General features: G+C 71.9%; 22 protein-coding genes, 2 tRNA genes and 1 other RNA gene. 17 read left to right on the forward strand and 8 right to left on the reverse strand.

Features of this window, described 5'->3' with window-relative positions:
- Window positions 1-106: 106 nt before the first annotated feature.
- Window positions 107-205, reverse strand: an RNA gene (gene ffs, locus BKI49_RS18075) — signal recognition particle sRNA small type.
- 71 nt (window positions 206-276) lie between these two features.
- Here ffs and BKI49_RS18080 point away from each other — a divergent pair.
- Window positions 277-364: transfer RNA gene (locus BKI49_RS18080), tRNA-Ser, on the forward strand.
- A gap of 80 nt (window positions 365-444) precedes the next feature.
- Here BKI49_RS18080 and BKI49_RS18085 read toward each other — a convergent pair.
- The 4 genes from BKI49_RS18085 to BKI49_RS18100 form a co-directional block, all read right to left on the reverse strand.
- Entirely contained in the window at window positions 445-1,338 is an 894-nt protein-coding gene (locus BKI49_RS18085; protein ID WP_095935318.1) for a hypothetical protein, read from the reverse strand.
- 238 nt (window positions 1,339-1,576) lie between these two features.
- A complete protein-coding gene (locus tag BKI49_RS18090) occupies window positions 1,577-3,499 on the reverse strand; it encodes a copper resistance CopC/CopD family protein (protein WP_095935319.1) in 1,923 nt (640 codons plus the stop codon).
- 63 nt (window positions 3,500-3,562) lie between these two features.
- Window positions 3,563-4,192 carry a GNAT family N-acetyltransferase gene (locus BKI49_RS18095; RefSeq protein WP_095935320.1) on the reverse strand — a complete coding sequence of 210 codons (630 nt, stop codon included), beginning with the start codon at window positions 4,190-4,192 and terminating at the stop codon, window positions 3,563-3,565.
- Window positions 4,185-6,320 carry a penicillin acylase family protein gene (locus BKI49_RS18100; RefSeq protein WP_095935321.1) on the reverse strand — a complete coding sequence of 712 codons (2,136 nt, stop codon included), beginning with the start codon at window positions 6,318-6,320 and terminating at the stop codon, window positions 4,185-4,187. The genes BKI49_RS18095 and BKI49_RS18100 overlap by 8 nt, the downstream gene beginning before the upstream one ends.
- A 131-nt stretch (window positions 6,321-6,451) precedes the next feature.
- On the opposite strand from BKI49_RS18100, the gene BKI49_RS18105 reads away from it, so the two are divergent.
- The 3 genes from BKI49_RS18105 to BKI49_RS35340 all read left to right on the forward strand — a co-directional run bounded on the left by BKI49_RS18105 (window position 6,452) and on the right by BKI49_RS35340 (window position 7,916).
- Window positions 6,452-7,045, forward strand: a complete 594-nt coding sequence (locus BKI49_RS18105) for an HhH-GPD-type base excision DNA repair protein (RefSeq protein WP_095935322.1) — start codon at window positions 6,452-6,454, stop codon at window positions 7,043-7,045.
- A gap of 273 nt (window positions 7,046-7,318) precedes the next feature.
- Window positions 7,319-7,693: a hypothetical protein gene (locus BKI49_RS18110; RefSeq protein WP_143658468.1), complete on the forward strand. Its 375-nt coding sequence runs from the start codon at window positions 7,319-7,321 to the stop codon at window positions 7,691-7,693.
- A gap of 70 nt (window positions 7,694-7,763) precedes the next feature.
- On the forward strand, window positions 7,764-7,916 hold the full coding sequence (locus tag BKI49_RS35340; protein ID WP_179332488.1) for a hypothetical protein: 153 nt from the start codon (window positions 7,764-7,766) through the stop codon (window positions 7,914-7,916).
- 57 nt (window positions 7,917-7,973) lie between these two features.
- Here the strand turns inward: BKI49_RS35340 and BKI49_RS18115 are convergent, their stop codons facing one another.
- A complete protein-coding gene (locus BKI49_RS18115; RefSeq protein ID WP_095935324.1) occupies window positions 7,974-9,671 on the reverse strand; it encodes a helicase HerA-like domain-containing protein in 1,698 nt (565 codons plus the stop codon).
- A gap of 105 nt (window positions 9,672-9,776) precedes the next feature.
- Here BKI49_RS18115 and BKI49_RS18120 point away from each other — a divergent pair, with 105 nt between their 5' ends.
- A complete protein-coding gene (locus BKI49_RS18120; RefSeq protein ID WP_003999914.1) occupies window positions 9,777-10,073 on the forward strand; it encodes a type II toxin-antitoxin system VapB family antitoxin in 297 nt (98 codons plus the stop codon).
- 270 nt (window positions 10,074-10,343) lie between these two features.
- A complete protein-coding gene (locus BKI49_RS18125) occupies window positions 10,344-10,988 on the forward strand; it encodes a LytR C-terminal domain-containing protein (RefSeq protein ID WP_095935325.1) in 645 nt (214 codons plus the stop codon).
- Between the two features lie 55 nt (window positions 10,989-11,043).
- On the opposite strand, the gene upp is transcribed toward BKI49_RS18125, so the two are convergent.
- On the reverse strand, window positions 11,044-11,679 hold the full coding sequence (upp, locus tag BKI49_RS18130; RefSeq protein WP_095935368.1) for a uracil phosphoribosyltransferase: 636 nt from the start codon (window positions 11,677-11,679) through the stop codon (window positions 11,044-11,046).
- Window positions 11,680-11,817: 138 nt separating this feature from the next.
- On the opposite strand from upp, the gene BKI49_RS18135 reads away from it, so the two are divergent.
- The 9 genes from BKI49_RS18135 to BKI49_RS18175 all read left to right on the forward strand — a co-directional run bounded on the left by BKI49_RS18135 (window position 11,818) and on the right by BKI49_RS18175 (window position 17,489).
- The gene (locus tag BKI49_RS18135; RefSeq protein WP_095935326.1) at window positions 11,818-12,000 is read left to right on the forward strand and encodes a hypothetical protein; all 183 of its coding nucleotides are present in this window, start codon (window positions 11,818-11,820) and stop codon (window positions 11,998-12,000) included.
- Between the two features lie 260 nt (window positions 12,001-12,260).
- A complete protein-coding gene (locus BKI49_RS18140) occupies window positions 12,261-12,797 on the forward strand; it encodes a tRNA adenosine deaminase-associated protein (RefSeq protein ID WP_095935327.1) in 537 nt (178 codons plus the stop codon).
- Between the two features lie 69 nt (window positions 12,798-12,866).
- Entirely contained in the window at window positions 12,867-13,298 is a 432-nt protein-coding gene (tadA, locus tag BKI49_RS18145) for a tRNA adenosine(34) deaminase TadA (protein WP_095935369.1), read from the forward strand.
- Window positions 13,299-13,365: 67 nt separating this feature from the next.
- Window positions 13,366-13,450 (forward strand) — tRNA-Ser (locus BKI49_RS18150).
- Between the two features lie 457 nt (window positions 13,451-13,907).
- Window positions 13,908-14,087, forward strand: coding sequence for a hypothetical protein (locus tag BKI49_RS18155; RefSeq protein WP_028804500.1), 180 nt, complete (start codon window positions 13,908-13,910; stop codon window positions 14,085-14,087).
- A 52-nt stretch (window positions 14,088-14,139) separates the two neighbouring features.
- A complete protein-coding gene (locus BKI49_RS18160; RefSeq protein WP_095935328.1) occupies window positions 14,140-14,433 on the forward strand; it encodes a Dabb family protein in 294 nt (97 codons plus the stop codon).
- Between the two features lie 185 nt (window positions 14,434-14,618).
- Window positions 14,619-15,524, forward strand: a complete 906-nt coding sequence (locus BKI49_RS18165; protein WP_179332489.1) for an RNA polymerase sigma factor SigF — start codon at window positions 14,619-14,621, stop codon at window positions 15,522-15,524.
- A gap of 244 nt (window positions 15,525-15,768) precedes the next feature.
- Window positions 15,769-16,665, forward strand: coding sequence for an RNA polymerase sigma factor SigF (locus BKI49_RS18170; protein ID WP_095935330.1), 897 nt, complete (start codon window positions 15,769-15,771; stop codon window positions 16,663-16,665).
- An 89-nt stretch (window positions 16,666-16,754) separates the two neighbouring features.
- On the forward strand, window positions 16,755-17,489 hold the full coding sequence (locus BKI49_RS18175) for a hypothetical protein (protein WP_306453557.1): 735 nt from the start codon (window positions 16,755-16,757) through the stop codon (window positions 17,487-17,489).
- A gap of 116 nt (window positions 17,490-17,605) precedes the next feature.
- On the opposite strand, the gene BKI49_RS18180 is transcribed toward BKI49_RS18175, so the two are convergent.
- Entirely contained in the window at window positions 17,606-17,803 is a 198-nt protein-coding gene (locus BKI49_RS18180) for a hypothetical protein (RefSeq protein WP_028804495.1), read from the reverse strand.
- A gap of 290 nt (window positions 17,804-18,093) precedes the next feature.
- On the opposite strand from BKI49_RS18180, the gene BKI49_RS18185 reads away from it, so the two are divergent.
- Both BKI49_RS18185 and BKI49_RS18190 read left to right on the forward strand, forming a co-directional pair.
- Window positions 18,094-18,591 (forward strand): MarR family winged helix-turn-helix transcriptional regulator, encoded by a 498-nt coding sequence (locus BKI49_RS18185; RefSeq protein ID WP_095935332.1) that lies wholly within the window; start codon window positions 18,094-18,096, stop codon window positions 18,589-18,591.
- A gap of 21 nt (window positions 18,592-18,612) precedes the next feature.
- Complete coding sequence (locus BKI49_RS18190) at window positions 18,613-21,156, forward strand: MFS transporter (RefSeq protein ID WP_095935333.1); 2,544 nt, start codon at window positions 18,613-18,615, stop codon at window positions 21,154-21,156.
- The last annotated feature ends 59 nt before the right edge of the window (window positions 21,157-21,215 follow it).

Raw genomic sequence — 21,215 nt, forward strand, 5'->3', positions numbered from 1 at the left:
CCGCGGCCTCCACCGGCCCGCGGCATCCCCGCCGCACGCAGCCCGGCCCGACAGCGTCCCTGCCGGCCCCTCGGCCTCCGCGGCGGGAGCCTGGCCCCGCCCCGCAAACGCAAGCGCCCCCCACGCACCCGCCAGAGCCGACCTACCCTTGCTGCCTTCCGGCCCTGGGGGAGTTCAGTCAGATAGCGCCACGTGAGGGGCTCCGCACAGGGTACAGGATCCTGACCGGGGGAACGAGTTCGCGAGCACTCCTCAACGTCTTGTATTGTTTGCCGCGGAGGATTCGCCTAGAGGCCTAGGGCGCACGCTTGGAAAGCGTGTTGGGGGCAACCCCTCACGAGTTCGAATCTCGTATCCTCCGCCAGTGCCTCACCGGGCACGATGTCGAAGGGCCCCACCGTTCGCGGTGGGGCCCTTCGACGTTGTCCGGCCGGGAACCGGGTCTCAGTTCGTGCAGCCCGCGATGGCGATGTTGCTGCCGGCGCAGTTGGTGGGCCGGTTGTTCCTGACCCAGGAAGAGATCAGGTTGACGGTACCGCTGATGTTGTTCGGCTCGGGGGTGCTGAGGACGCCGCCGGGCGCCACGTCGGCCGTGTTGGCGTTGACGTTGGTGTCCTTGATCGTCGTCGTGCCGCCGTCGATGTCGGCGACGCCGCCGGCCCTGTCGGCATGGTTCTCGTTGATGTCGGAGCGCACGATGTTCAGCGTGCCGTCGTTGGCCACTCCCCCGCCGACCCCGTTGCCGGACACGGCGCCGGCCGTGTTGCCGATGAGGCGGCTGTTGAGGATGGTCATGTTCCCGTCGTTGGCGACGCCGCCGCCGTTCACCTTGGCGGTGTTGCGCTGGATGGTGGTCCTCTCGATCCAGGTGGTGCTCCCGGAACCGCCGCCGATGGCGCCGGAGTAGGTGGCGTGGTTGTCGCGGAACACGCTGTCGGTCACGTGCAGCACGCCGCGGTTGGCGATGCCGCCGCCGAAGTCCGGGGCGTCGCCGTTGGTGATGGTGGCGTCGCTGATCGAGAGTTTTCCGCCGGAGGCGACGGAGAGGATGCCGAAGGAGGCCGTGGACGACCGTGTGAGGGTGCTGTGCCGGGCGTTGACGGTGATCGTGCTGGTGATGTCCGGCAGCGGCGTGGTCAGCGCGTAGGTGCAGCCCGGCGCCAGCACCAGGTCTCCGCCTTGCGCGCCGTTGGCGGCGGCGATGGCGGCGGACAGGGCGGTCGCACTGCACGGGACGATCGTCTGTGCCGACGCGGGAGTGGCGGTGACCACGACCGTCGCGACGGCTCCGGCACACATGGCCTGGGCGATGAGCGCTGACGACTTACGGGTGAACATGGGCAGGTCGCTCCTTCGAAGTCCCGGATCCGCAGGGTGCTCCCGGCATCGGAGCGGGCAGCGCCGCAGGCTCGGGGGAGCGGAGTCGATGTTCCCCCGCCGGTCTCCGGCGGTTACGGGCACGCGGGGCGCTCCCCCGGACGGTGCAGCCGTTTCCGTCCGACGGCCGACAGGAGCACGCCGTCGGGGCTCCTCGAAGTCGGCCGTCCTGGTGAGGCGTGTCACACCTTCGCGCGGCTCAGCCGATCTTCACGGACTTCTCGACCGTGACCTGGTCGATGTCGGTGGTGCGCACGGTGACCTTCATCGTCCAGGTGCCGGCGATCGGGAGGGTGACGCCGTCGGTTCCCCAGTAGCCGCCCTTGTCGGTGAGCTCCGCGTCGATGGGGCCGACCTGCTGCGCGGCGAGGGTGAAGGTGAGCCGCAGCTCGGGGACGGTCGAGATGCCGCCGTCGGGGCCGAGGACGACGGCCTGCACCGTGTTCTCACCGACCCCGGCGGGACTCATCTCGATCTGCACCTTGCCGTGCCCGCCCGGCGTGCCGACGTCGAAGGGCACGAGGGTCGTGGACGACGTCGGGCGGTCCGCGGCGACGGTCGCGGCAGCCGTCTCGGTGGCCGCCCGGCCGGGCTGCGTGCCCGTCAGCACGGTCGTGACGACCAGGACGAGGACGGCGACGGTGACCTCGGCGAGGACCGAGCGCCGCAGTCCGCGGCGGTACACGGCCGCCCGGTCGCCGGCGTCGGTTCCGTCCGGGGCGTCCGGGGCGGTCGTGGTGTCGGTGAGGGGCGGGCCGCCGACCGGCTCCGGCACCCGGGCGGCCGGGACCGTGGCCTTCGCCCCGGTGGACACGCGCTGCCCGGCCGCCGTCTCCTGGCCGTCCGTGAGTGCCCACCGTCGTGTCCACCGCCGCGAGTACGCCGCTCCCGCCAGCAGGAGCAGGACCGCGCACAGCTTGACGACGAGGAGCCGGCCGTACGACGTCGACGTCAGGGCGTCCCAGGAGCCGAGGCCGCGCCACGACTGGTAGAGGCCGGTCGCGGCGAGGACGGCGACCGAGCCGAGGGCGAGCCGGGAGAAGCGGGCGACGACCGTCCGGGGGAGGTGCTCGGCGGGCCGGTGGAGCGCGAGGAGCAGGGCGGTCAGTCCGCCGAGCCACACGGCCATGGCGAGCAGGTGCAGCACGGAGGACACCATCGCCGCGGGCACCTGGATGCCGGCGGACGCGTGTTCGGCGACGGCCCAGGTGACGGCGAGGCCGAGGGTGAGCAGCCCGCCGAGGACGACGACGGCCCGTTCCCTTCCGGGCGCGGATCCCGGCGCGGGACGCCGTGCGCCGCCCGTCCCCGCGTCCCCGGCGTCACCGGTGTCCGGGGCGTCCGCCGCGGTCCCGCGCAGGACCGCTCGGACGGGGAGGAAGGCCGCCGCGCCGAGCAGCACCAGCCGGACCACCAGTGCCACACCGGGCCGGCCGGTGAGCGTCGCGCGCAGCACGTCCGGGTCGAAGGCGGCGGCCGGGCCGATGCCGCGTTCGTACGGGCCGCGCAGCAGGAGCAGCGCCAGCGTGGCCGTCAGCAGGGTCCACCAGCCGGTCAGCAGCAGGCGCCGTACGTCGCCGGGGTAGCCGCACGCCAGCGTGAAGGCCGTCGCGCCGATGAGCAGGGCCAGACCGGTGTACGCGGCGTAGCGGGCGATGTCGTAGAGGGTCTTGGAGGCGGGGTTCTCGGTGGCCGGCAGCGCGACGGCCGTCTCGGAGGGTTTGCCGACGGAGAAGGTGAAGGCGCCGGAGACGGGGTGGCTGTCGGCGGAGACCACCCGCCAGACCACGGTGAACGTGCCGGTGCCCAGGCCGCGCGGCAGCGTCACCCGGGCGGTGTCGGACCGTCCGTCCGCGTGCCCGGTCCTGCCCGTGTGCAGGCGCCGGTTGTCGGGGCTCAGCACGCGGAAGGAGTCGTCGAGCAGACCGACGGACTCGCTGAACGTCAGGGTCAGCTGACGGGGCGCCGTCTTCAGGACGCTGCCGTCCCGCGGGTCGGTGCCGGTCAGCGCGGCGTGCGCGGACGCGCCGCCCACGCCGCCGAAGAGGACCAGCAACAGGACGCCGCCCAGCAGCGCCAGGCCCCGGACGAGGTGCCGCCGTCGGTCTCGCTGTCCGCTCACACGCCGTCTCCGTATCCGCGTTCACAGGCTCTCGGACAGATACGGACGCGTGCGGTGCGGTGCTCACCGCGGCGCCGGAGAACCCTCTCCGAAGGCCGCCGCCCGTGTCAGGAAGGCGAGTCGGGCGCGTTTCTCCGGCAAGTAGACCTCGGGAAGGTCGATTTCGGGAAGCACGATCTCCCCGGCGGGGACGAAGCCCTGCCGGGTCAGGCGGGCGATCGCCTTGGCGTTGCGGGCATCGGGTTCGACCACGATCCGCTGCCGGTCGAGGCCGATCAGCGCGTACGTCGTGAACGCGCCCAGCAGGGCGGCCGACCAGCCCGGCCGGCCGCCTCCGGGTCCCGCCGGCCCGATCAGCAGGTGGACGCCGATGTCGCCGGGCCGCACCTCGTAGCACTCGCTGACGCGGTCGGCCTCGGGTTCGTAGGTCTGGAAGAGGGCCGCCGGCACACCGTCCTTGACCATGAGGAAGGCGTGGTGGGTGTCGAGGGAGTCCAGGTGCAGATAGGTCTCCAGGACCTGCTCCTCGGTGAGCCCGTTCATCCCCCAGTGGACGGCCCGCTCGTGCGTGACCCAGCGGTGGACGACGTCGAGGTCGGCGCGCGGGTCGAGGGGCAGGACCCGCAGCGTGCCGAAGCCGTCGACCAGTTGCTCGTGCACGGCCTCGCGGTCGTCGCCGTACCGGTCAGTCATCGTGGTCCTCCGTGTTCTGCCGGGTCGTGCCGCCGTCCGCCATGAGCCGGTCCCAGTCCGTGCACACGGGGGCGAGTTCTCCCGCGATCCACAGGGGGAGCTGGTCGCGGTGGTGGTCCGAGCCGGGCACGCCGTCGGCGCCGAACGGCACCACCCAGAGGCTGTTGTCCCGGTCGGCGAGGTCCCACACGTACCGGGCGGCGGGGCCCCGGGCGCTCAGGTCGGTGACGCCGGGCACCGCCGACGTGCACAGCACGCAGTCGTGGTCGCCGGAGAGCCCCGGCTCGTCGTACGGGGTACCGGGGACGGCACGCCAGGGCGCGAGCCGGTGGGTGTCCCCCCAGGTGCGGGACGTCCGCCGGGCGGCCACCTCCTCCAGAGCCTCCCGGACCACGGCGTCGCGGTCGATGCCGTACAACTCCTGTGCCCGCAGCAGGTTCTCGAGGGCGAAGCCGACACGCGGGGTGAGGGCGAGCCAGGGGAGGAAGATCTCCGGGTACGCGGGCGGGTCGGCGAGGACGGCGAGCGCGGGGTGCGCGGCGAGGCGCCGTACGACCGCGTCGCGCAGCGCCGCGTAGGCCGCCGCGTCGGCGCTGCCGGCGTCCATGTGCCGGTCCCAGCGCAGGAGCCGGTCCCGCAGCGCGACCGCGTCGGTGCCGAGGTCCTCCCCGATGCCGGGCAGGCGGTCCAACAGGGCCGCGGCGGAGGCGAGACGGGTGTCCATGTGCACGGCGGGCATGTCCTGTGCGGACCACGTCCGCGCCCCGTCGAGGAGCTGCCGGATGCGGCGGGCGCGGTGCGGCGGGGCGAACTCCACGCCCAGCGGGGTGGCCGGGCCGCGCTGGTTCGCCATCACGGCGAGGCCGTCCTCGACCGGGCCGTACGGCATCTCGTGCCAGCCGTGCCACTCGTGTCCGGCTTCCCAGGCGGGCACGACCCGTGTGCGGTTGTCCTCGCCGCGGACCGGGACCCGTCCCGCGACCCGGTGCAGAAGACCGCCCTCGGTGTCGGCGGCCTGCACGACGTTCACGGGCTCGGCCCACCGCTCGAACGCCCGGTCCACGTCCGCGACCCGGCGGGCGCGCAGCAGGGGGAGGAGCGCGCTGAAACCGAGGTCCTCCGTCACCCGGGGCGGGCAGCGCAGACTGATGGTGTCCTCCGCGCCGACCCCGCCGACGACCACGGGCCCGCGCTCCGTCTCGATCACCTCGACCTCGACGGGCTCGCCGCCGGCCACCTCGACGATCTCCACGTGCCGCGCCACGGCCCGCCACGCGCCGTCCGGGCCCAGGGCCTCGACGGTCTCGCGGGGACCGGCGCCGGACGCCGCGTCCCCGTCGGCCGGGCCGCCGGGCGCCCGGCGCAGACGTTCGCGGTACAGGTCCTGGTAGTCGGCCATCGCGTTCGTGATGGCCCAGGCGACCGATCCGGTGTGGCCGAAGTGGGCGATGCCGGGCACACCGGGGACGGCGAGTCCGACGACGTCGAACTCGGGGCAGGCCAGACGGATCTGCTGGTAGACGCCCGGGGCCTCGACGAAGCGGTGGGGGTCACCGGCGATGACCGCGTGCCCGCTGACCGTGCGGGCGCCGCTCACCAGCCACCCGTTGCTCCCGGACGTGCCGGGCCCGTCCGTGGCGAACAGGGCGACCGCGTCGGCGCCGAGCCGCCGTACGACGTGCTCGCGCCACAGCTTCGCGGGGAATCCGGCGAACAGGATGTGCGTCCCCAGCCAGACCCCGAGCGGACTCCACGGTTCCCAGCGGCCGGGGGCGAGCCCCGTCGTGGTGAACTCCGGCGCCCTGCGCGCCCCTTCGGCGAGCCCTTCGTTGACCCCGGCGACGTACGCGCGGATCCAGTCGGCGGTATCCGGGTCGTTCTTCTCCAGGGCCGCGAAGCAGCGGCGCGCGGTGTCGTCGAGGCGGGCCTGCCGGGCGAGGCGGTCCCACGCGACGGCCTCGGCGCCGAGGAAGGCGGCCGAGGTGCCCCGCGAGCGGTGGCGTTCGACCTCCAGCTGCCAGGCCCGGTCCACGGCGGTGACGCGGCCCTGCGCGTGGGCGAGTTCTCGCACGCCGGTGGCGCGCAGATGGGGGATGCCCCAGGCGTCACGACGGATCTCGACGGTCACGGACCATCCCCACTTCCCTCAGGTTAGGCTAACCTAACTCATTCGCTGCGGAATCGTACGTGCGGGGTGGAGAGTGCGTGCGCCGGGGCCACGACCGCGCGGCCCCGCCGCGTACGCGGGATCATCGGTCCATGGACGTCACCCTTCACCTCGCCCAGCAGCCCGAGGCCGACGAACTCCTCGGCCGCAGCCCGCTCGCGGCCCTCGTCGGCATGCTGCTGGACCAGCAGGTGCCCATGGAGTGGGCCTTCGCGGGGCCGTACACCATCGCCCAGCGGATGGGGGCGGACGACCTCGACGCGCACGAGATCGCCGCGTACGGCCCGGAGGAGTTCGCCGCGCTGCTGTCCGCCAAACCCGCCGTGCACCGGTACCCCGGTTCCATGGCCAAGCGCATCCAGCAGCTGTGTCAGTACCTCGTGGAGCACTACGACGGCGACCCCACGGCGCTGTGGAAGGACGTCGCCACCGGCGACGAACTGCTCCGGCGCCTCAAGGACCTCCCCGGCTACGGGCCCCAGAAGGCGCAGATCTTCCTCGCCCTCCTCGGGAAGCAGCTCGGGGTGCGCCCCAAGGGCTGGCGCGAGGCCGCCGGCGCCTACGGCGAGGCGAAGTCGTACCGCTCCGTGGCCGACATCACCGGACCCGAGTCGCTCGCCAAGGTGCGCGCGCACAAGCAGGAGATGAAGGCCGCCGCCAAGGCCGCGAAGGCCTCCGGCAACTGAGCCCGGCGTCGTGACCCCCGGCGCCGGGCCCGACCACACGGTCGCCGGCGGCTGAGCCCCGCCTCGTGACCCCCGGCGCCGGGCCCGACCGCGCGACCCCTGCCGGCTGAGCCCGGCCTTGCGGCCCCGGCAGCTGAGCTGGAGTCCCGGGCGTCCGGATCCGCGGCCCGGATGCGGAGAGACGGCGGCCGCGGGGCCCGCAGGTACGCCAACAGGGCGGATCTGCCGCTCGGACCGGTGCGGTGACGGGGTCCGAGGGGGACATGACCTCTCATGAGTCCCTTCCCGCGCCCCCCGCACCCGCTGCGCCGGTGCGCGCGGGCGCGGGAAGGGACTCGGGCCCGCCGCTGCGCACGACTCCTCGTCCTGCTGGTCGTCGCGATGCTCGCGGCCGGACCCCACCCCGAGTCCCTCGCCGCCTCCGCGCCCAGCATCACCGCCGAACCCGGCGCCGCCGAGCACGACGTACTCGACACCGCTCTGCGTCCGCCGGTCCGCCAGGGACACGGCACGCTCTCCCCGCTGCGCGTACCCGCCGTCGCGGGACTCCCGGAGCCGGAGCACCGGCTCGTCCTCCTCCCGGCCCCCGCGCCGGCGTCGCACTCCCCCGCCCTGCGGTCCCTCCGCTGCGTGGTGCTGCGCTGCTGACGGTCCCGGCCCTCGACCGGTCGCCCACCAGCGCGAACAAGCACACACACGAAGGACTCAGGACACAGCCATGCCCAGCGACCCCTACGCGGTGCTGCGCGCCCTGCTGCGCGCGGAGGCCGTACGCAACGCACCGAAGCCGGAACCCCGGACCGAGCCGGACGCACAACTGCCGGACGGGCCACCCCCGCACACACCCCCTAAGGAACAGGGCGGCGACTGACCGAGCCGGCGGTCGCCCCTGCCCGACCCGGCGGTCGCCCTGCCCGGGGCGGCCGCCCTACCTACGGCGCCGGGCCGTCCCGAAGATCGACCGGGTGATCTCGCGCCCGATCTGCGTCCCCACCGACCGGGCCAGCGACTTGAACAGACCGCTGCCGACGACCTGTTCGACGACCGAGGCCTCCTCCTTCGGACGGCGTCCGCCGCCGGACCGCGCGGCCCGCGGCGCCTCCCGGACGGCGTCCCGCTCCGCCGCCTGCGCGGCCTGCGCCGCCGTGAGCTTCTCGTACGCCGACTCCCGGTCCACCGCCTGCGCGTACCGCCCGTACAGCGGCGACCCCTGCACCGCCCGGTCCAGTGCCCCGTCCTCGACCGGCCCCATCAGGGACCGCGGCGCCCGCAGCCGGGTCACCGCCACCGGCGTCGGCGCGCCCTTCTCGCTGAGCACGGTGACGACCGCCTCGCCGGTGCCGAGACCGGTGAGGACCTCCTCCAGGTCGTACGCGGAGTCGGGGAAGGTCTTCACGGTGGCCTTCAGCGCCTTCTGGTCGTCCGGCGTGAAGGCCCGCAGCGCGTGCTGGACGCGGTTGCCGAGCTGGGCGAGGACGTCGCCGGGGACGTCCTTCGGGGTCTGCGTCACGAAGAACACGCCCACCCCCTTGGAACGGATCAGGCGCACGGTCTGCGTGATGGAGTCCAGGAAGGCCTTCGAGGCGTCGTTGAACAGCAGATGGGCCTCGTCGAAGAAGAAGACGAGCTTCGGTCTGTCCGCGTCGCCGACCTCCGGCAGATCGTGGAAGAGGTCGGCGAGCAGCCACATCAGGAAGGTCGAGAAGAGCTGCGGCTTGTCCTGGACCGCGAGGAGTTCGAGCACGGACACGACGCCGCGCCCCTCGGACGCGGTGCGCAGCAGCTCGCTCGTGTCGAACTCGGGCTCCCCGAAGAACGGGCTCATGCCCTGCGCCTCGAACGCCGTGAGGGACCGGAGGATCACCCCGGCGGTCGCGGTCGACAGCCCTCCGATGCCCTTCAGTTCCTGCTTGCCCTCGTCCGACGTCAGGAAGGCGACGACCGCGCGCAGGTCCTTGAGGTCGACGAGCTCCAGGCCCTTCTGGTCCGCGTAGTGGAAGATCAGGCCGAGCGACTGCTCCTGCGTCCGGTTGAGCTGGAGCACCTTGGACAGCAGCACCGGGCCGAAGCTGGTGATCGTGGCGCGTAGCGGGATGCCGTGGCCCATGCCGCCGAGCGCGTAGAACTCGGCGGGACAGCCGGCCGGCGCCCACTCCTGGTGGACCTCGCTCGCACGCTCCTGGACCTTCGCGCCGGGCAGGCCGGGGGCCGAGACGCCGGAGACGTCGCCCTTGACGTCGGCGAGGAAGACGGGCACACCCTGGGCCGACAGCTGTTCCGCGATCAGCTGGAGCGTCTTGGTCTTGCCGGTACCGGTGGCGCCCGCGACGAGGCCGTGCCGGTTGAGCATCGGCAGCGGGACGCGGATCTGCGCGTCGGGCAGGCACCGACCGTCCCAGATCAGGGCGCCCAGATCGAGAGCGGGACCGGAGAACGCGTACCCGGAGGCGATCTTCAGGGCCTCCTCGGGGAGCGCGGGTGCGCCGCCGGTCGCCTCCGGGTGCCCCTCGGGAGTGGTGCCCGCAGTCCGGGGAGCGGCGTCCGGTGCGCCGCCCGTCGTCGCAGCGGCTGGGGCGGGATCCGTCCGGGGTCCGGTGGCCGCCGGCACGGTCTCACTGTCGCTCATATCGGACCCCTGTTCCCCATTTGCACGGATTTACGGCGCCTTTTCCAGCGTCGCACTCCGTCGCCATGGCTGCGCCCGGAAGCTCTTGGCCGGTAGGCTTTCCGTGTGATCTTCAAGCGCATCGGAAACGGCCGGCCGTACCCCGACCACGGCCGGGAAAGCACCCGGCAGTGGGCGGACGTCGCGCCGCGCCCGGTCCGCCTCGATCAGCTCGTGACGACCAAGGGCCAGCTGGACCTGGAGACCCTCCTCGCCGAGGACTCCACCTTCTACGGCGACCTCTTCGCGCACGTCGTGAAATGGCAGGGCGACCTGTATCTGGAGGACGGCCTGCACCGCGCCGTCCGCGCGGCGCTCCAGCAGCGCCAGGTGCTCCACGCGCGCGTACTCGAACTCGACTGACGCGACCGGCCGGTCCGGCGGGAGCGACTCGCCCCACGGACCGCTGCAGCCGACGGCCGTCCGCACCTCCCGGCCGATCCGGCCGCCCGGAGCGACACGGCCGCCGGCTCGGGTGCGCCCGTACGGCCCCGGAAAACCCCGCGTCGACCTGGCGCCGCTCCGAACATTGACCCTTTTGGGTTGGACTGAGCTCCGTATGATGATCGTTTAGTAGGCATCATGGTCCGGGCGCACTACGCTGCGCCCATGAGCATGCTGACTCCCCCTGGCATGGGCGGCCAGTACCGGATCACGGGGGACAAGTACCCGCGGATGCGCCGACCCCGAGGGCGCCGCAGGCTCGCCTTCCTCGTCGTCGCCTCCGTCACCGCACTCGGGCTGATCGGGTGGGGGACCCTGCAGCTCATCGACGTCTTCACGGGCGGCGACAAGGCCTCGGCGAGTTCCGCGGGCTGCACGAAGAAGACCGGCGCCGCGGCCGAGGCGTCCCCGGCCGCCCGGACCTCCACGACGTCCGCCGCCGCCGGGGCCGTGCCCGAGCCCGGCCGGATCACCGTGAACGTCCTCAACGCCACGCCCCGCAGCGGGCTCGCCAAGAAGACCGCGGACGAGCTGAAGAAGCGCGGCTTCAAGATCGGCGACGTGGGCAACGCGACGGCCGCGTACGACAAGAAGGTCAAGGGCCCCGGGCTGCTGCTCGGCTCGAAGGCGGCCTACGCCACCGTGCTCCCCGTCCTCGGCACCCAGCTCTCCGGCGCCGAGCTGAAGACCGACGGACGCGCGAAGGCCACCGAGGTCGACCTCATCATCGGTACCGCCTTCACCTCGCTGACGAAGAAGGCGGACGCCGACAAGGCCCTGGCCGTCCTGGCCCAGCCGACGCCGGCGCCCTCCGCCTCCAAGAAGAGCTGCTGATGCGAGAAGCCGCCGCCGGCCCGAGGGCCCGCGGCGGCTCCTGGAAACCCGCTGCCTACTCCGCGGCGCCGTACATCCGGTCACCCGCGTCGCCCAGCCCCGGCACGATGTAGCCGTGCTCGTTGAGCCGTTCGTCGACCGACGCGGTCACGACCGTCACCGGCGTGCCGGCGAGCTCGCGCTCCATGACCTCGACGCCCTCGGGAGCGGCGAGCAGGACCACGGCGGTGACGTCGTCCGCACCGCGCTTGATCAGCTCCTGGATCGCGGCGACGAGCGTGCCGCCGGTGGCCAGCATCGGGTCGAGGACGTACACCTGACGGCCGGACAGGTCGTCCGGCATACGGGTGGCGTACGTGGAGGCCTGGAGCGTCTCCTCGTTGCGCACCATGCCCAGGAAGCCCACCTCGGCCGTCGGCAGCAGCCGCACCATGCCGTCGAGCATGCCGAGGCCCGCCCGCAGGATCGGCACGACGAGCGGGCGCGGGTAGGAGAGCTTGACGCCCGTGGTCGAGGCGACCGGGGTCGTGATGTCGACCTGCTCCGTGCGCACGTCGCGGGTGGCCTCGTAGGCGAGCAGGGTGACCAGCTCGTCGGCGAGCCGCCGGAAGGTCGGGGAATCGGTGCGCCGGTCGCGCAGGGTGGTGAGCTTATGGGCGACCAGGGGGTGGTCGACGACGTGGAGACGCATGTCCACAACAGTAGCCGGGGTCCGGCACCCCGCCACTGCCCAGCCCGGCAAGGCCCCGCCCGTACGTTCGCCCGGATGCTGGCATCAAACCGCCCGTCGGAGGGAAAGTGGGAGGGACTGACCTGGGGTGGTGTGTCTATGCGGAACCGGGACGAGGAGCCCGCCGAGCAGCCCGAGACCGACGCCGAGCGCAGGAGGCGGCGCGCCCAGTTCCTCCGCGACCTGGCCGAGGCACGCGAGTTGCGCGACCGGGTCCAGCCCCGCCGCGCCAAGGCCGCACGACTGCGCCACGCCATGCGCATGCGCACCTTCCGCTGGTAGCCGACCGCTCCGAACCGGTGTCCCGCCCACGCCGTGTGACCTCGTGTCCGGACGAAGAGGTGCCCGCACGACGCCGAGGGCCGCGTACGATCCGCTGTTAGCGATCAAAAGAGGCAGACACAGCAGGCCGAAGACGTCCCCTGAACGCTCTGTTTCTGCCACGATTCCGAGTGGGTGGGGCTCGGAGCTGCACGCCCCGCCCACAGCCTCCGCCGGGGGGACCCCCAACCGGCACGCCTATGACCAGTGGGAGAGTCACGGTGTACTTCGCCGCACTGCTCGCGCGCACCGAAGACGGGTGGGAAGCGAGCGACACAGAGCTCGACGATGTGGAAACCCTGTCGGATCTGACCGACCTGGCCCGTGAGGCCTCGGACGAGGACACGGTTCTCGTGCTCATCGAGCAGGAGGACGCCTGGTTCGGCGTCGTCCGCGTGGACGGCGAGGAGGACCCTCGTATCTACGTCTCGGACGCCGCCGCGGCGTCTCGCAGCTCGTACGGCGAGATCCTGCTCACGGACGAACTACTAGGACGGGAGCCCGGCGACGACGACGCCGACCTGGACTCCCTCGACCTCGACGGCACGGAGGACGGCGAACCCGAGTCCTCCGACGACGAGGAGGAGGACGAGAACGAGGCCGGCGACGCCGTGTCGCACAGCCCCGTCGGGGACCGCGACATCCTCGCGGACCTCGGAGTGAGCGAGAAGGAACTGCTCGCCCTGGACGAAGGCGACGCGCTCAGCACGATCGCCGACGCCCTGGGAGCGGCCGAGGTCCTGGAGACCGTCCGCTAGGTTCCCCCGGTGAGCACCACTTATCAGGCACCCCGACCCGACCCCGTGCGCGACCGCTGGCGGGCCGCGATGCGGCTCGCCCTGGACGAGGCCCACCGGGCCGTCCGGGGCGGGGACGTTCCCGTCGGCGCCGTCGTGCTGTCCGCGGACGGTACGACGGTGCTCGCGACCGGGCACAACGAGCGCGAGGTCACCCACGACCCGACGGCGCACGCCGAGATTCTCGCGCTGCGCCGTGCCGCCGCCGAGGTCGGCGAGTGGCGGCTGTCCGGGTGCACGCTCGTCGTCACCCTGGAGCCCTGCACGATGTGCGCGGGCGCGCTCGTGCAGTCCCGGGTGGACCGGGTCGTGTACGGCGCCCGCGACGAGAAGGCGGGCGCGGCCGGCTCCCTCTGGGACCTCGTGCGCGACCGCCGGCTCAACCACCGCCCCGAGGTGATCGAGGGCGTCCTCGCGGACGAGTGCGCCCGGCTGCTCACCGAGTTCTTCCGCGACCGCTGACGGCTGATCGACGAGGCCCCGGAAACGGATTTCAGACCACGGCCCACCTTGGGGTAGTGTCTCCCTCGGTAGCGTGTCCGAGCGGCCGAAGGAGCTCGCCTCGAAAGCGAGTGTGGCGCAAGTCACCGAGGGTTCAAATCCCTCCGCTACCGCTTGAGAAGGGCCTCGTCGCAAGACGGGGCCCTTCGTGCGTCCCGCATCCCTTCGGCGTCCGGCCGCACACGCCGTGCCGTCGTGTCCGCGCCCGGGCCGTCGTACGGAAGAGCCCCGGCGCCGCTCAGTCGCCGGGGCTCTTCTTTCCCTCGCCCGAGGAGAACGGGGGAAGCGGCATCGGGGGGACAAGCCGCTTCCCCCGACGGAGAGGACCCACAAGTCCACGCCGCGCCATCGGGGAAGCGGCGGCGGGGACCCCGCAGTGGAGTCCGTCCCGGCCCCGCGGACTCCTGCTGGAACCGCCGGGCACCTTCCATCCTGGGCCGCGGCGCGCCCGGACCGGCCCGGCAAAAGGCCTGGACCAGCGGGCCGTTGGTCCTTAAAAGCGGCGTGAAGGTTACACTCGCCGCCGGCAACAGGGGGCCCACCGGGCGCAGAAGTCACAGGGAGGCCGCGATGGCGGTGAACTCGAAGAAGATCGCCATCTATGTGCTCGTGGTCTTCATCCTGTACGTGATCATCACCGATCCGGCCAAGGCCGCGGACTACGTGCAGATAGGGTTCGAGGGCATATCGAGCGCCGCTCAGGCCATCGGCGACTTCATGACGTGGATCGCCGACGGGGCGAAGAACTGAGAAGAACCGGGCCGACGGGCGGCGCACAGAACCGCACCACCAGGGAGTGCCCGTGATCCGCCATCTGGTCCTCTTCAAGCTCAACGAGGGCGTCGAGCGCGACGACCCGCGCGTCGTCGAGGGTGTCGCCGCTTTCCGCGCGCTCGGCGACCAGATCCCCGAGCTCCGGTTCTGGGAATGCGACTGGAACATCACCGACCGGCCCATCGCGTACGACTTCGCGATCAACTCCGCCGTCGAGGACACCGACGCCCTGAAGCGCTATCTGGAGCACCCTGCCCACCAGGCGGGTGTCACTCTGTGGCGTGAGTTCGCGACCTGGGTGATCGCCGACTACCCCTTCTGAGCCCTCCCGGCGGCCACGGCTCCCCGGCCGTGCTCCACCCACACTCCACCTCCTCCTCGGCCCCCTCGCCACCTCGTCGGCCCCTCGCCGCAACGGGCGGGGGGCCTTTCGCGTACCGCACCTCAACTCACCCTCAACACGGGGTTATGCGGTGCTTGCACACAGTGCACATGTCTTGTGATGCTATGACCGCTTTTGACGGAGAGTTGACGGATGAGTTGACGGATGAAGAGGTGGCGTTGACCGTGTCGGCCAGTACTGCGCCGCCCCAGGAGGGGGCCTCGGCTCCGGCCCAGGCGCCACCCCAGGACGTCACGCCGGAACGGCGCCGCGGCGCCGACACCCGGGCCCTCACTCAGGTCCTCTTCGGCCAGCTCAAGACCCTGGAACCGGGTACGCCGGAGCACAACCGCGTACGCGGGGCGCTCATCGAGGCGAACCTCCCGCTCGTGCGGTACGCGGCCGCCCGCTTCCGCTCCCGCAACGAGCCGATGGAGGACGTCGTCCAGGTCGGCACCATCGGGCTGATCAACGCGATCGACCGCTTCGACCCCGAGCGGGGCGTGCAGTTCCCGACCTTCGCGATGCCGACGGTCGTCGGCGAGATCAAGCGGTACTTCCGCGACAACGTCCGCACCGTCCACGTACCGCGCCGCCTGCACGAACTGTGGGTGCAGGTGAACAGCGCGACGGAGGACCTGACGACCGCCTTCGGGCGCTCGCCGACGACGGCAGAGATCGCCGAGCGGCTGCGCATCAGCGAGGACGAGGTGCTCTCCTGCATCGAGGCGGGGCGCTCGTACCACGCCACCTCCCTCGAAGCGGCCCAGGAGGGCGACGGCCTGCCGGGCCTGCTCGACCGGCTCGGCTACGAGGACCCGGCGCTCGACGGAGTCGAACACCGCGACCTCGTACGGCATCTGCTCGTACAACTGCCCGAACGCGAGCAGCGGATCCTGCTGCTGCGCTACTACAGCAACCTCACCCAGTCCCAGATCAGCGCCGAACTGGGTGTCTCGCAGATGCATGTGTCAAGGCTGCTCGCCCGCAGCTTCGCGCGTCTTCGATCCGCAAACAGGATCGAGGCGTAACCGACAAGAGCGAATCGCTCAACGGCGCCTTTTCCGACAGTTGAGTGCTGAAAAACCGTCAGACCCCCTCTTTCCAGGGCCGATTCACCTTCTCCATGTCGACATGTCACTACAGCGTGTTGCCGACATGTGACATTCTGCCGGAAGCGCGTTTGCCGCGGCCCCGCCTCCGGTATTCAGGTGGAGGCTGCGTTCCTCCGACGGGAGCGACTGCCGCGACCGTCCGCGACCCAAAGGGGGTGGCATGTCCGCAGACCAGGGCAGCTCGAAGGTGCTCACGCTCACGAAGAGCGAGGCAGCGCCCGAGGCGCACGACGCGCTTCACGACGTCCCTGCCGCCGAGGCCCCGGAAGCCGTCACGGCCCTCCCGGCCCCGGAAGCCATCGACACCCGCACCCTGTCCCGCTCCCTGTTCCTGCGGCTGAGCGCGCTCGACGAGAACAGCCCCGAGCGCGCCTATGTCCGTGACACCCTCATCGAGCTCAACCTCCCGCTCGTGCGGTACGCGGCAGCCCGCTTCCGCTCCCGCAACGAGCCGATGGAGGACATCGTCCAGGTCGGCACCATCGGCCTGATCAAGGCGATCGACCGCTTCGACTGCGAACGCGGCGTGGAGTTCCCGACGTTCGCGATGCCCACGGTGGTAGGCGAGATCAAACGGTTCTTCCGCGACACGTCGTGGTCGGTCCGCGTCCCGCGCCGCCTCCAGGAGCTGCGCCTGGCTCTCACCAAGGCCAGCGACGAGCTCTCGCAGAAGCTCGACCGCTCCCCGACCGTCACCGAACTCGCCTCCGTGCTGGGCGTGTCCGAGGAGGACGTGGTCGACGGTCTCGCCGTCGGCAACGCGTACACCGCCTCCTCCCTCGACTCGCCGGCCCCCGAGGACGACGGCGGCGAGGGCTCCCTCGCCGACCGCCTCGGCTACGAGGACACGGCTCTGGAGGGCGTGGAGTACCGCGAGTCGCTCAAGCCGCTGCTGGCCAAGCTGCCGCCCCGCGAGCGCCGGATCATCATGCTGCGCTTCTTCGCCAACATGACCCAGTCGCAGATCGGCGAGGAGGTCGGCATCTCGCAGATGCACGTCTCGCGACTGCTGACCAGGACCCTGGCGCAGCTGCGCGAAGGCCTCATCTCGGACTGAAGCCCCGACCGAGGGTTCATAATTGACGGATCGTCAGCCACACTGGCGCGATGCGTCGAGAGTCGATACGCGGTCGCCGTGGTGCCCTTGTGGCCGCCTCGGCGACCGTGGTCTGCCTGGGTGCCGTCCTGGCCGCCTGCGGGAGCGGCGGGGACGGTGACGGATATGTCGCCGTAGGGGCTGCCGGAGGGACGCCCGGTGCGTCCGGGGCCGTCGTGGCCCCCACGGGAGACGTGTCGCTGATGCCGCTGGACGGCGCGGCCGAGGGTTCCGGGACGGCCGGCGGCAAGCGGAGTGCGGAGTCCGGGGGAGCGGAGGCCACGGCATCGGCCCCGGGCTCGGGCTCGTCCGGCGCGCTTCCGGGCCCCGCCGCCTCCGGTCACTCCGGGAGCACACAGACCCCGCCGTCCGGGACCGGCGGACCCGGACGTACGGGCACGGGTTCGGGCGGGACTTCGAGCCACGGCCCGTCGTCGCCCGCCGCGCCCCCGTCCGGATCGTCCACGGCACCCGCCGGCCCCGCGGCACTCGACGTGGGCGATCCCAGGCGCGAGGCCACCGATCGGCGGTGGTGCGAGAAGGTGACCGTCTCCTTCCGCAACACCGGTGGGACAGCGGTGCGTTCGGGCACGGTGACCTTCGGGACGCACATCATCGGGGCACTCGGGATCGACTGGGCGACGATCGAGTCGTCCGACGACCTCCCCGCGCCGATCGCCGCCGGCGCGAAGAAGGACAAGACGTGGACGGTGTGCGTCGACGCCTGGCGCGTGCCCCTGGGCATGCACATCGAGACGCAGGACGTGTCCGTCCACTGGAAGTAGGCCGAGGCGGGCCCGGCCGCACGCCAGGCCCGGCCGTCAGGGCGCGAGTGCGCGCCCGGGCCGTTGCGCAGCCCTCCCCGGGCCGTCCGTCCGGCCCGGGACGGCTGTCGGCCGGACTACTTGAGCGCGAGCCACGCCACGGCGGCCACGACCACCACGGCGAGGACGACGCCGACGATCAGACCGACGCGGGGACCCGCCGGAGCGGCCGCCTGCTGCTGCCGGCCCTGGGGGGCCTCGTCGACGAAGGCGCGGAACATCTGGGTGCTGCCCGCGGGGTCGTAGTTGCCCTCGGGGCCCTGGGTGTTAGCCATGAGCCAGGACCCTAGCGAATACGCGGGGCCTGCCCAAGTGCCGGGTTCCCCTTCATCGCACGTGACGCGCTTCCCGGCCCTGGCGCCGGCCGCCCCGTCCGCCGGGACGGCCCGCCGGGCCGCCGGTGGGGCCCACAGCGGGGCCGAACGAAGGCACCCGGCCCCACCTGCGGGTTTACGTTCGCCAATACTTGCCTTTGCCAAGTTTTTATCCCGGTGGGCCCCATTTAGTTTGCCTGCGGCAACCAACCTTCTTATGGTTGCCCTAAGCAACGAATACGGGAGGTGCGATGGCCGAGCAGGAGCAGTACGAGGAATTGGCTCGTCAGCTCAGCGCCATCGGTGCCGTGAAGAGGGACATGGGCCGCATCCTGCCGCCCGACTGCCCAGGGGGGTCCGCAGCCGTGCTCACCCTGCTCGGACACAACGGCGAGATGCGGATGAGCCGGCTCGCGGAGCTTCTCTCCGTGGACATGTCGGTGACCAGCCGCCATGTCGCGCACGTCGCCGACCGGGGCTGGATCGAACGGTTCCCCGACCCGGCCGACAAGCGCTCACGCATCCTGCGCCTCACCGTCGCGGGCCAGGAGCAGCTCGACGAGCTGTCCCTGCGCACGTCACGACTCCTCGCCGACCGGCTGAGCGACTGGTCCGACCACGAGGTCGGACTGCTCATCGCACTCATGGGCCGGCTGCGCGAGAGCTTCGGCGACTGCCGGGCCACCCCGCGGCCTCCGCACCCGCATGCGACAGACGCAACAGAACTGACCACCCGTACACCCGCGTAAGTACGTAAGAAAAGGAAGCCCATGGCAACGACCACACCAACCGGTGTGCGGGGCTCTCACGCCAAGCACGGAGGCGCCGCCGACGGCGCTCCGATGACGCACCGGCAGATCATGGAGGCGCTCTCCGGGCTGCTGCTCGGCATGTTCGTCGCGATCCTGTCGTCGACGATCGTCTCCAACGCGCTCCCCGAGATCATCGGTGACCTGGGCGGCGGCCAGTCCGCCTACACCTGGGTCGTCACGGCCGCCCTGCTGTCCATGACCGCGGCGACGCCCCTGTGGGGCAAGCTCGCCGACCTGTACAGCAAGAAGGCGCTCGTCCAGATAGCACTGATCATCTATGTGCTGGGCTCGGCCGCGGCCGGTCTCTCCCAGAACGCCGGCATGCTCATCGCCTGCCGTGTCGTCCAGGGCATCGGCGTCGGCGGTCTGTCCGCCCTCGCGCAGATCGTGATGGCCGCGATGATCTCCCCGCGTGAGCGCGGCCGCTACTCCGGCTACCTCGGCGCCACGTTCGCCGTCGCAACCGTCGGCGGCCCGCTGCTGGGCGGTGTCATCACCGACACCAGCTGGCTCGGCTGGCGCTGGTGCTTCTACGTCGGTGTGCCCTTCGCGGTCATCGCGCTGATCGTGCTCCAGAAGACCCTGCACCTGCCCGTCGTGAAGCGCGAGGTCAAGGTCGACTGGGGCGGCGCGTTCTTCATCTCCGCCGCGGTCTCGCTGCTGCTGGTCTGGGTCACCTTCGCCGGTGACAAGTACGACTGGATCTCGTGGCAGACCTACGCGATGGTCGGCGGCGCGGTCGTCCTCGGCCTGCTGTTCATCCTGGTCGAGTCGAAGGCCAGCGAGCCGATCATCCCGCTGCGGCTGTTCCGCAACCGCACCATCACCCTGTCCTCCCTCGCGTCCCTCTTCGTGGGTGTCGCGATGTTCACCGGCACGGTCTTCTTCAGCCAGTACTTCCAGCTGGCCCGCGACAAGTCCCCGACGATGTCGGGCGTCATGACCATCCCGATGATCGGCGGCCTGTTCGTCTCCTCCACGGTCTCCGGCCAGATCATCACCAAGACCGGCAAGTGGAAGGTCTGGCTGGTCTCCGGCGGCCTCCTGGTCACGGCGGGCCTCGGCCTGCTCGGCACCATCCGCTACGACACGACCTACTGGCACATCGCGATCTTCATGGCGCTGCTGGGCCTCGGCATCGGCATGATGATGCAGAACCTGGTGCTCTCCACGCAGAACCAGGTGACGCCGGCCGACCTCGGCGCGGCCAGCTCCACGGTGACGTTCTTCCGTTCCCTCGGCGGTGCGATCGGCGTGTCCGCGCTCGGCGCGATCATGGCCCACCGGATCACCGACTACGTCAAGGACGGCCTGACCGACCTCGGCCCGAAGTACGCCTCCCTGGCCGGCTCCGGCTCCGACGCGAGCATCCCGGACATGGACAAGCTGCCCCGGCCGCTGCGCACCGTGATGGAGAGCGCGTACGGCCACGGCATCGCGGACGTCTTCATGATCGCCGCGGGCATGGCGCTGATCGCCTTCCTGATCGTGCTGTTCATCAAGGAGGTCCCGCTGCGGACCTCGGGCGCGCTGGCCCAGGCCGCGGCCGAGCAGACCGGCACCCCGGCCGCCGAGACCCCGGCCGCCGCTGCGGCGCCCGCCGTGGAGGCCCCCGCCGAGAAGATCCCGAGCTGGGCGTCGGCCGTCGCCGGGTCGGATGCGGAGACCGCCCTCGAGGGCACCCAGCGGCTCGCCGCCGTCGCCACCGCGACGCAGGGGACCACCCCGCTGCCCGCGTCCGGCGGCATCCCGGTCCGCGGCTACGTCCGCGGCGCGGAGAGCTCCCCCGTCCCGCAGGCCGCCGTCACGCTGATCTCGCTCGCGGGACGCCAGCTGGGCCGCTCGGTCGCACAGCTCGACGGCTCCTACGCGCTCGACGCTCCCGGTGTCGGCTCCTACGTCCTGATCGCGTCCGCCGACGGCTTCCAGCCGCAGGCCTCGACGATCGTCGTACACGACGAGCCGGTCGCCTACGACATCCTGCTGAGCGGCACGAGCGGGCTGAGCGGTGTCGTGCGGGCCGCCGACAGCGGCACCCCGGTCAAGGACGCCATGGTCATCGTGACCGACGTGCGTGGTGACGTGCTGGCCACCGGCACCACCGGCCAGCAGGGCGAGTTCACCTTCGCCGAGCTGGTCCCGGGTCCGGTGACCATCGCGGTGAACGCGGCGGGCCACCGTCCGCAGGCCCTGCCCGTCGAGGTCGGCGGCACCGGGGTCACCCGGGTCGAGGTCGAGCTCAGCGCGGGTGCCCAGGTCCAGGGCGTCGTACGGGCGCCGTTCGGTCCCCTCGCGGACGCCCGCGTGACCCTGGTGGACGCGGCGGGCAACGTGGTCGGCACGGCCAGGACCGGTGCGGACGGCGCGTACGCCTTCACCGACCTGGACGGCGGCGAGTACACCGTCATCGCCACGGGCTACCCGCCGGTGGCCACGGCGCTGACCGTCAACGGCTCCGGCGTCGACGACCACACCATCGAACTCGCCCACCCCGGCGAGTAGTTCGAACCCCGGCCCGTGGGGACGCGCGCACTCTGAGCGGAGGAGCGCCCCCACGGGCC

It is taken from the genome of Streptomyces sp. Tue6028 (assembly GCF_002300165.1).
Lineage (GTDB): Bacteria > Actinomycetota > Actinomycetes > Streptomycetales > Streptomycetaceae > Streptomyces > Streptomyces siamensis.

Excerpts from the sequence above, each read along its gene's own strand:
- BKI49_RS18085 (WP_095935318.1), bottom strand. The coding sequence starts at position 1,338 with ATGTTCACCCGTAAGTCGTCAGCGCTCATCGCCCAGGCCATGTGTGCC.
- BKI49_RS18095 (WP_095935320.1), bottom strand. The coding sequence starts at position 4,192 with ATGACTGACCGGTACGGCGACGACCGCGAGGCCGTGCACGAGCAACTG.
- BKI49_RS18105 (WP_095935322.1), top strand. The coding sequence starts at position 6,452 with ATGGACGTCACCCTTCACCTCGCCCAGCAGCCCGAGGCCGACGAACTC.
- BKI49_RS18110 (WP_143658468.1), top strand. The coding sequence starts at position 7,319 with ATGAGTCCCTTCCCGCGCCCCCCGCACCCGCTGCGCCGGTGCGCGCGG.
- BKI49_RS35340 (WP_179332488.1), top strand. The coding sequence starts at position 7,764 with ATGCCCAGCGACCCCTACGCGGTGCTGCGCGCCCTGCTGCGCGCGGAG.
- BKI49_RS18115 (WP_095935324.1), bottom strand. The coding sequence starts at position 9,671 with ATGAGCGACAGTGAGACCGTGCCGGCGGCCACCGGACCCCGGACGGAT.
- BKI49_RS18125 (WP_095935325.1), top strand. The coding sequence starts at position 10,344 with ATGGGCGGCCAGTACCGGATCACGGGGGACAAGTACCCGCGGATGCGC.
- upp (WP_095935368.1), bottom strand. The coding sequence starts at position 11,679 with ATGCGTCTCCACGTCGTCGACCACCCCCTGGTCGCCCATAAGCTCACC.
- BKI49_RS18135 (WP_095935326.1), top strand. The coding sequence starts at position 11,818 with ATGCGGAACCGGGACGAGGAGCCCGCCGAGCAGCCCGAGACCGACGCC.
- tadA (WP_095935369.1), top strand. The coding sequence starts at position 12,867 with ATGCGGCTCGCCCTGGACGAGGCCCACCGGGCCGTCCGGGGCGGGGAC.
- BKI49_RS18155 (WP_028804500.1), top strand. The coding sequence starts at position 13,908 with ATGGCGGTGAACTCGAAGAAGATCGCCATCTATGTGCTCGTGGTCTTC.
- BKI49_RS18165 (WP_179332489.1), top strand. The coding sequence starts at position 14,619 with ATGACCGCTTTTGACGGAGAGTTGACGGATGAGTTGACGGATGAAGAG.
- BKI49_RS18170 (WP_095935330.1), top strand. The coding sequence starts at position 15,769 with ATGTCCGCAGACCAGGGCAGCTCGAAGGTGCTCACGCTCACGAAGAGC.
- BKI49_RS18180 (WP_028804495.1), bottom strand. The coding sequence starts at position 17,803 with ATGGCTAACACCCAGGGCCCCGAGGGCAACTACGACCCCGCGGGCAGC.
- BKI49_RS18185 (WP_095935332.1), top strand. The coding sequence starts at position 18,094 with ATGGCCGAGCAGGAGCAGTACGAGGAATTGGCTCGTCAGCTCAGCGCC.
- BKI49_RS18190 (WP_095935333.1), top strand. The coding sequence starts at position 18,613 with ATGGCAACGACCACACCAACCGGTGTGCGGGGCTCTCACGCCAAGCAC.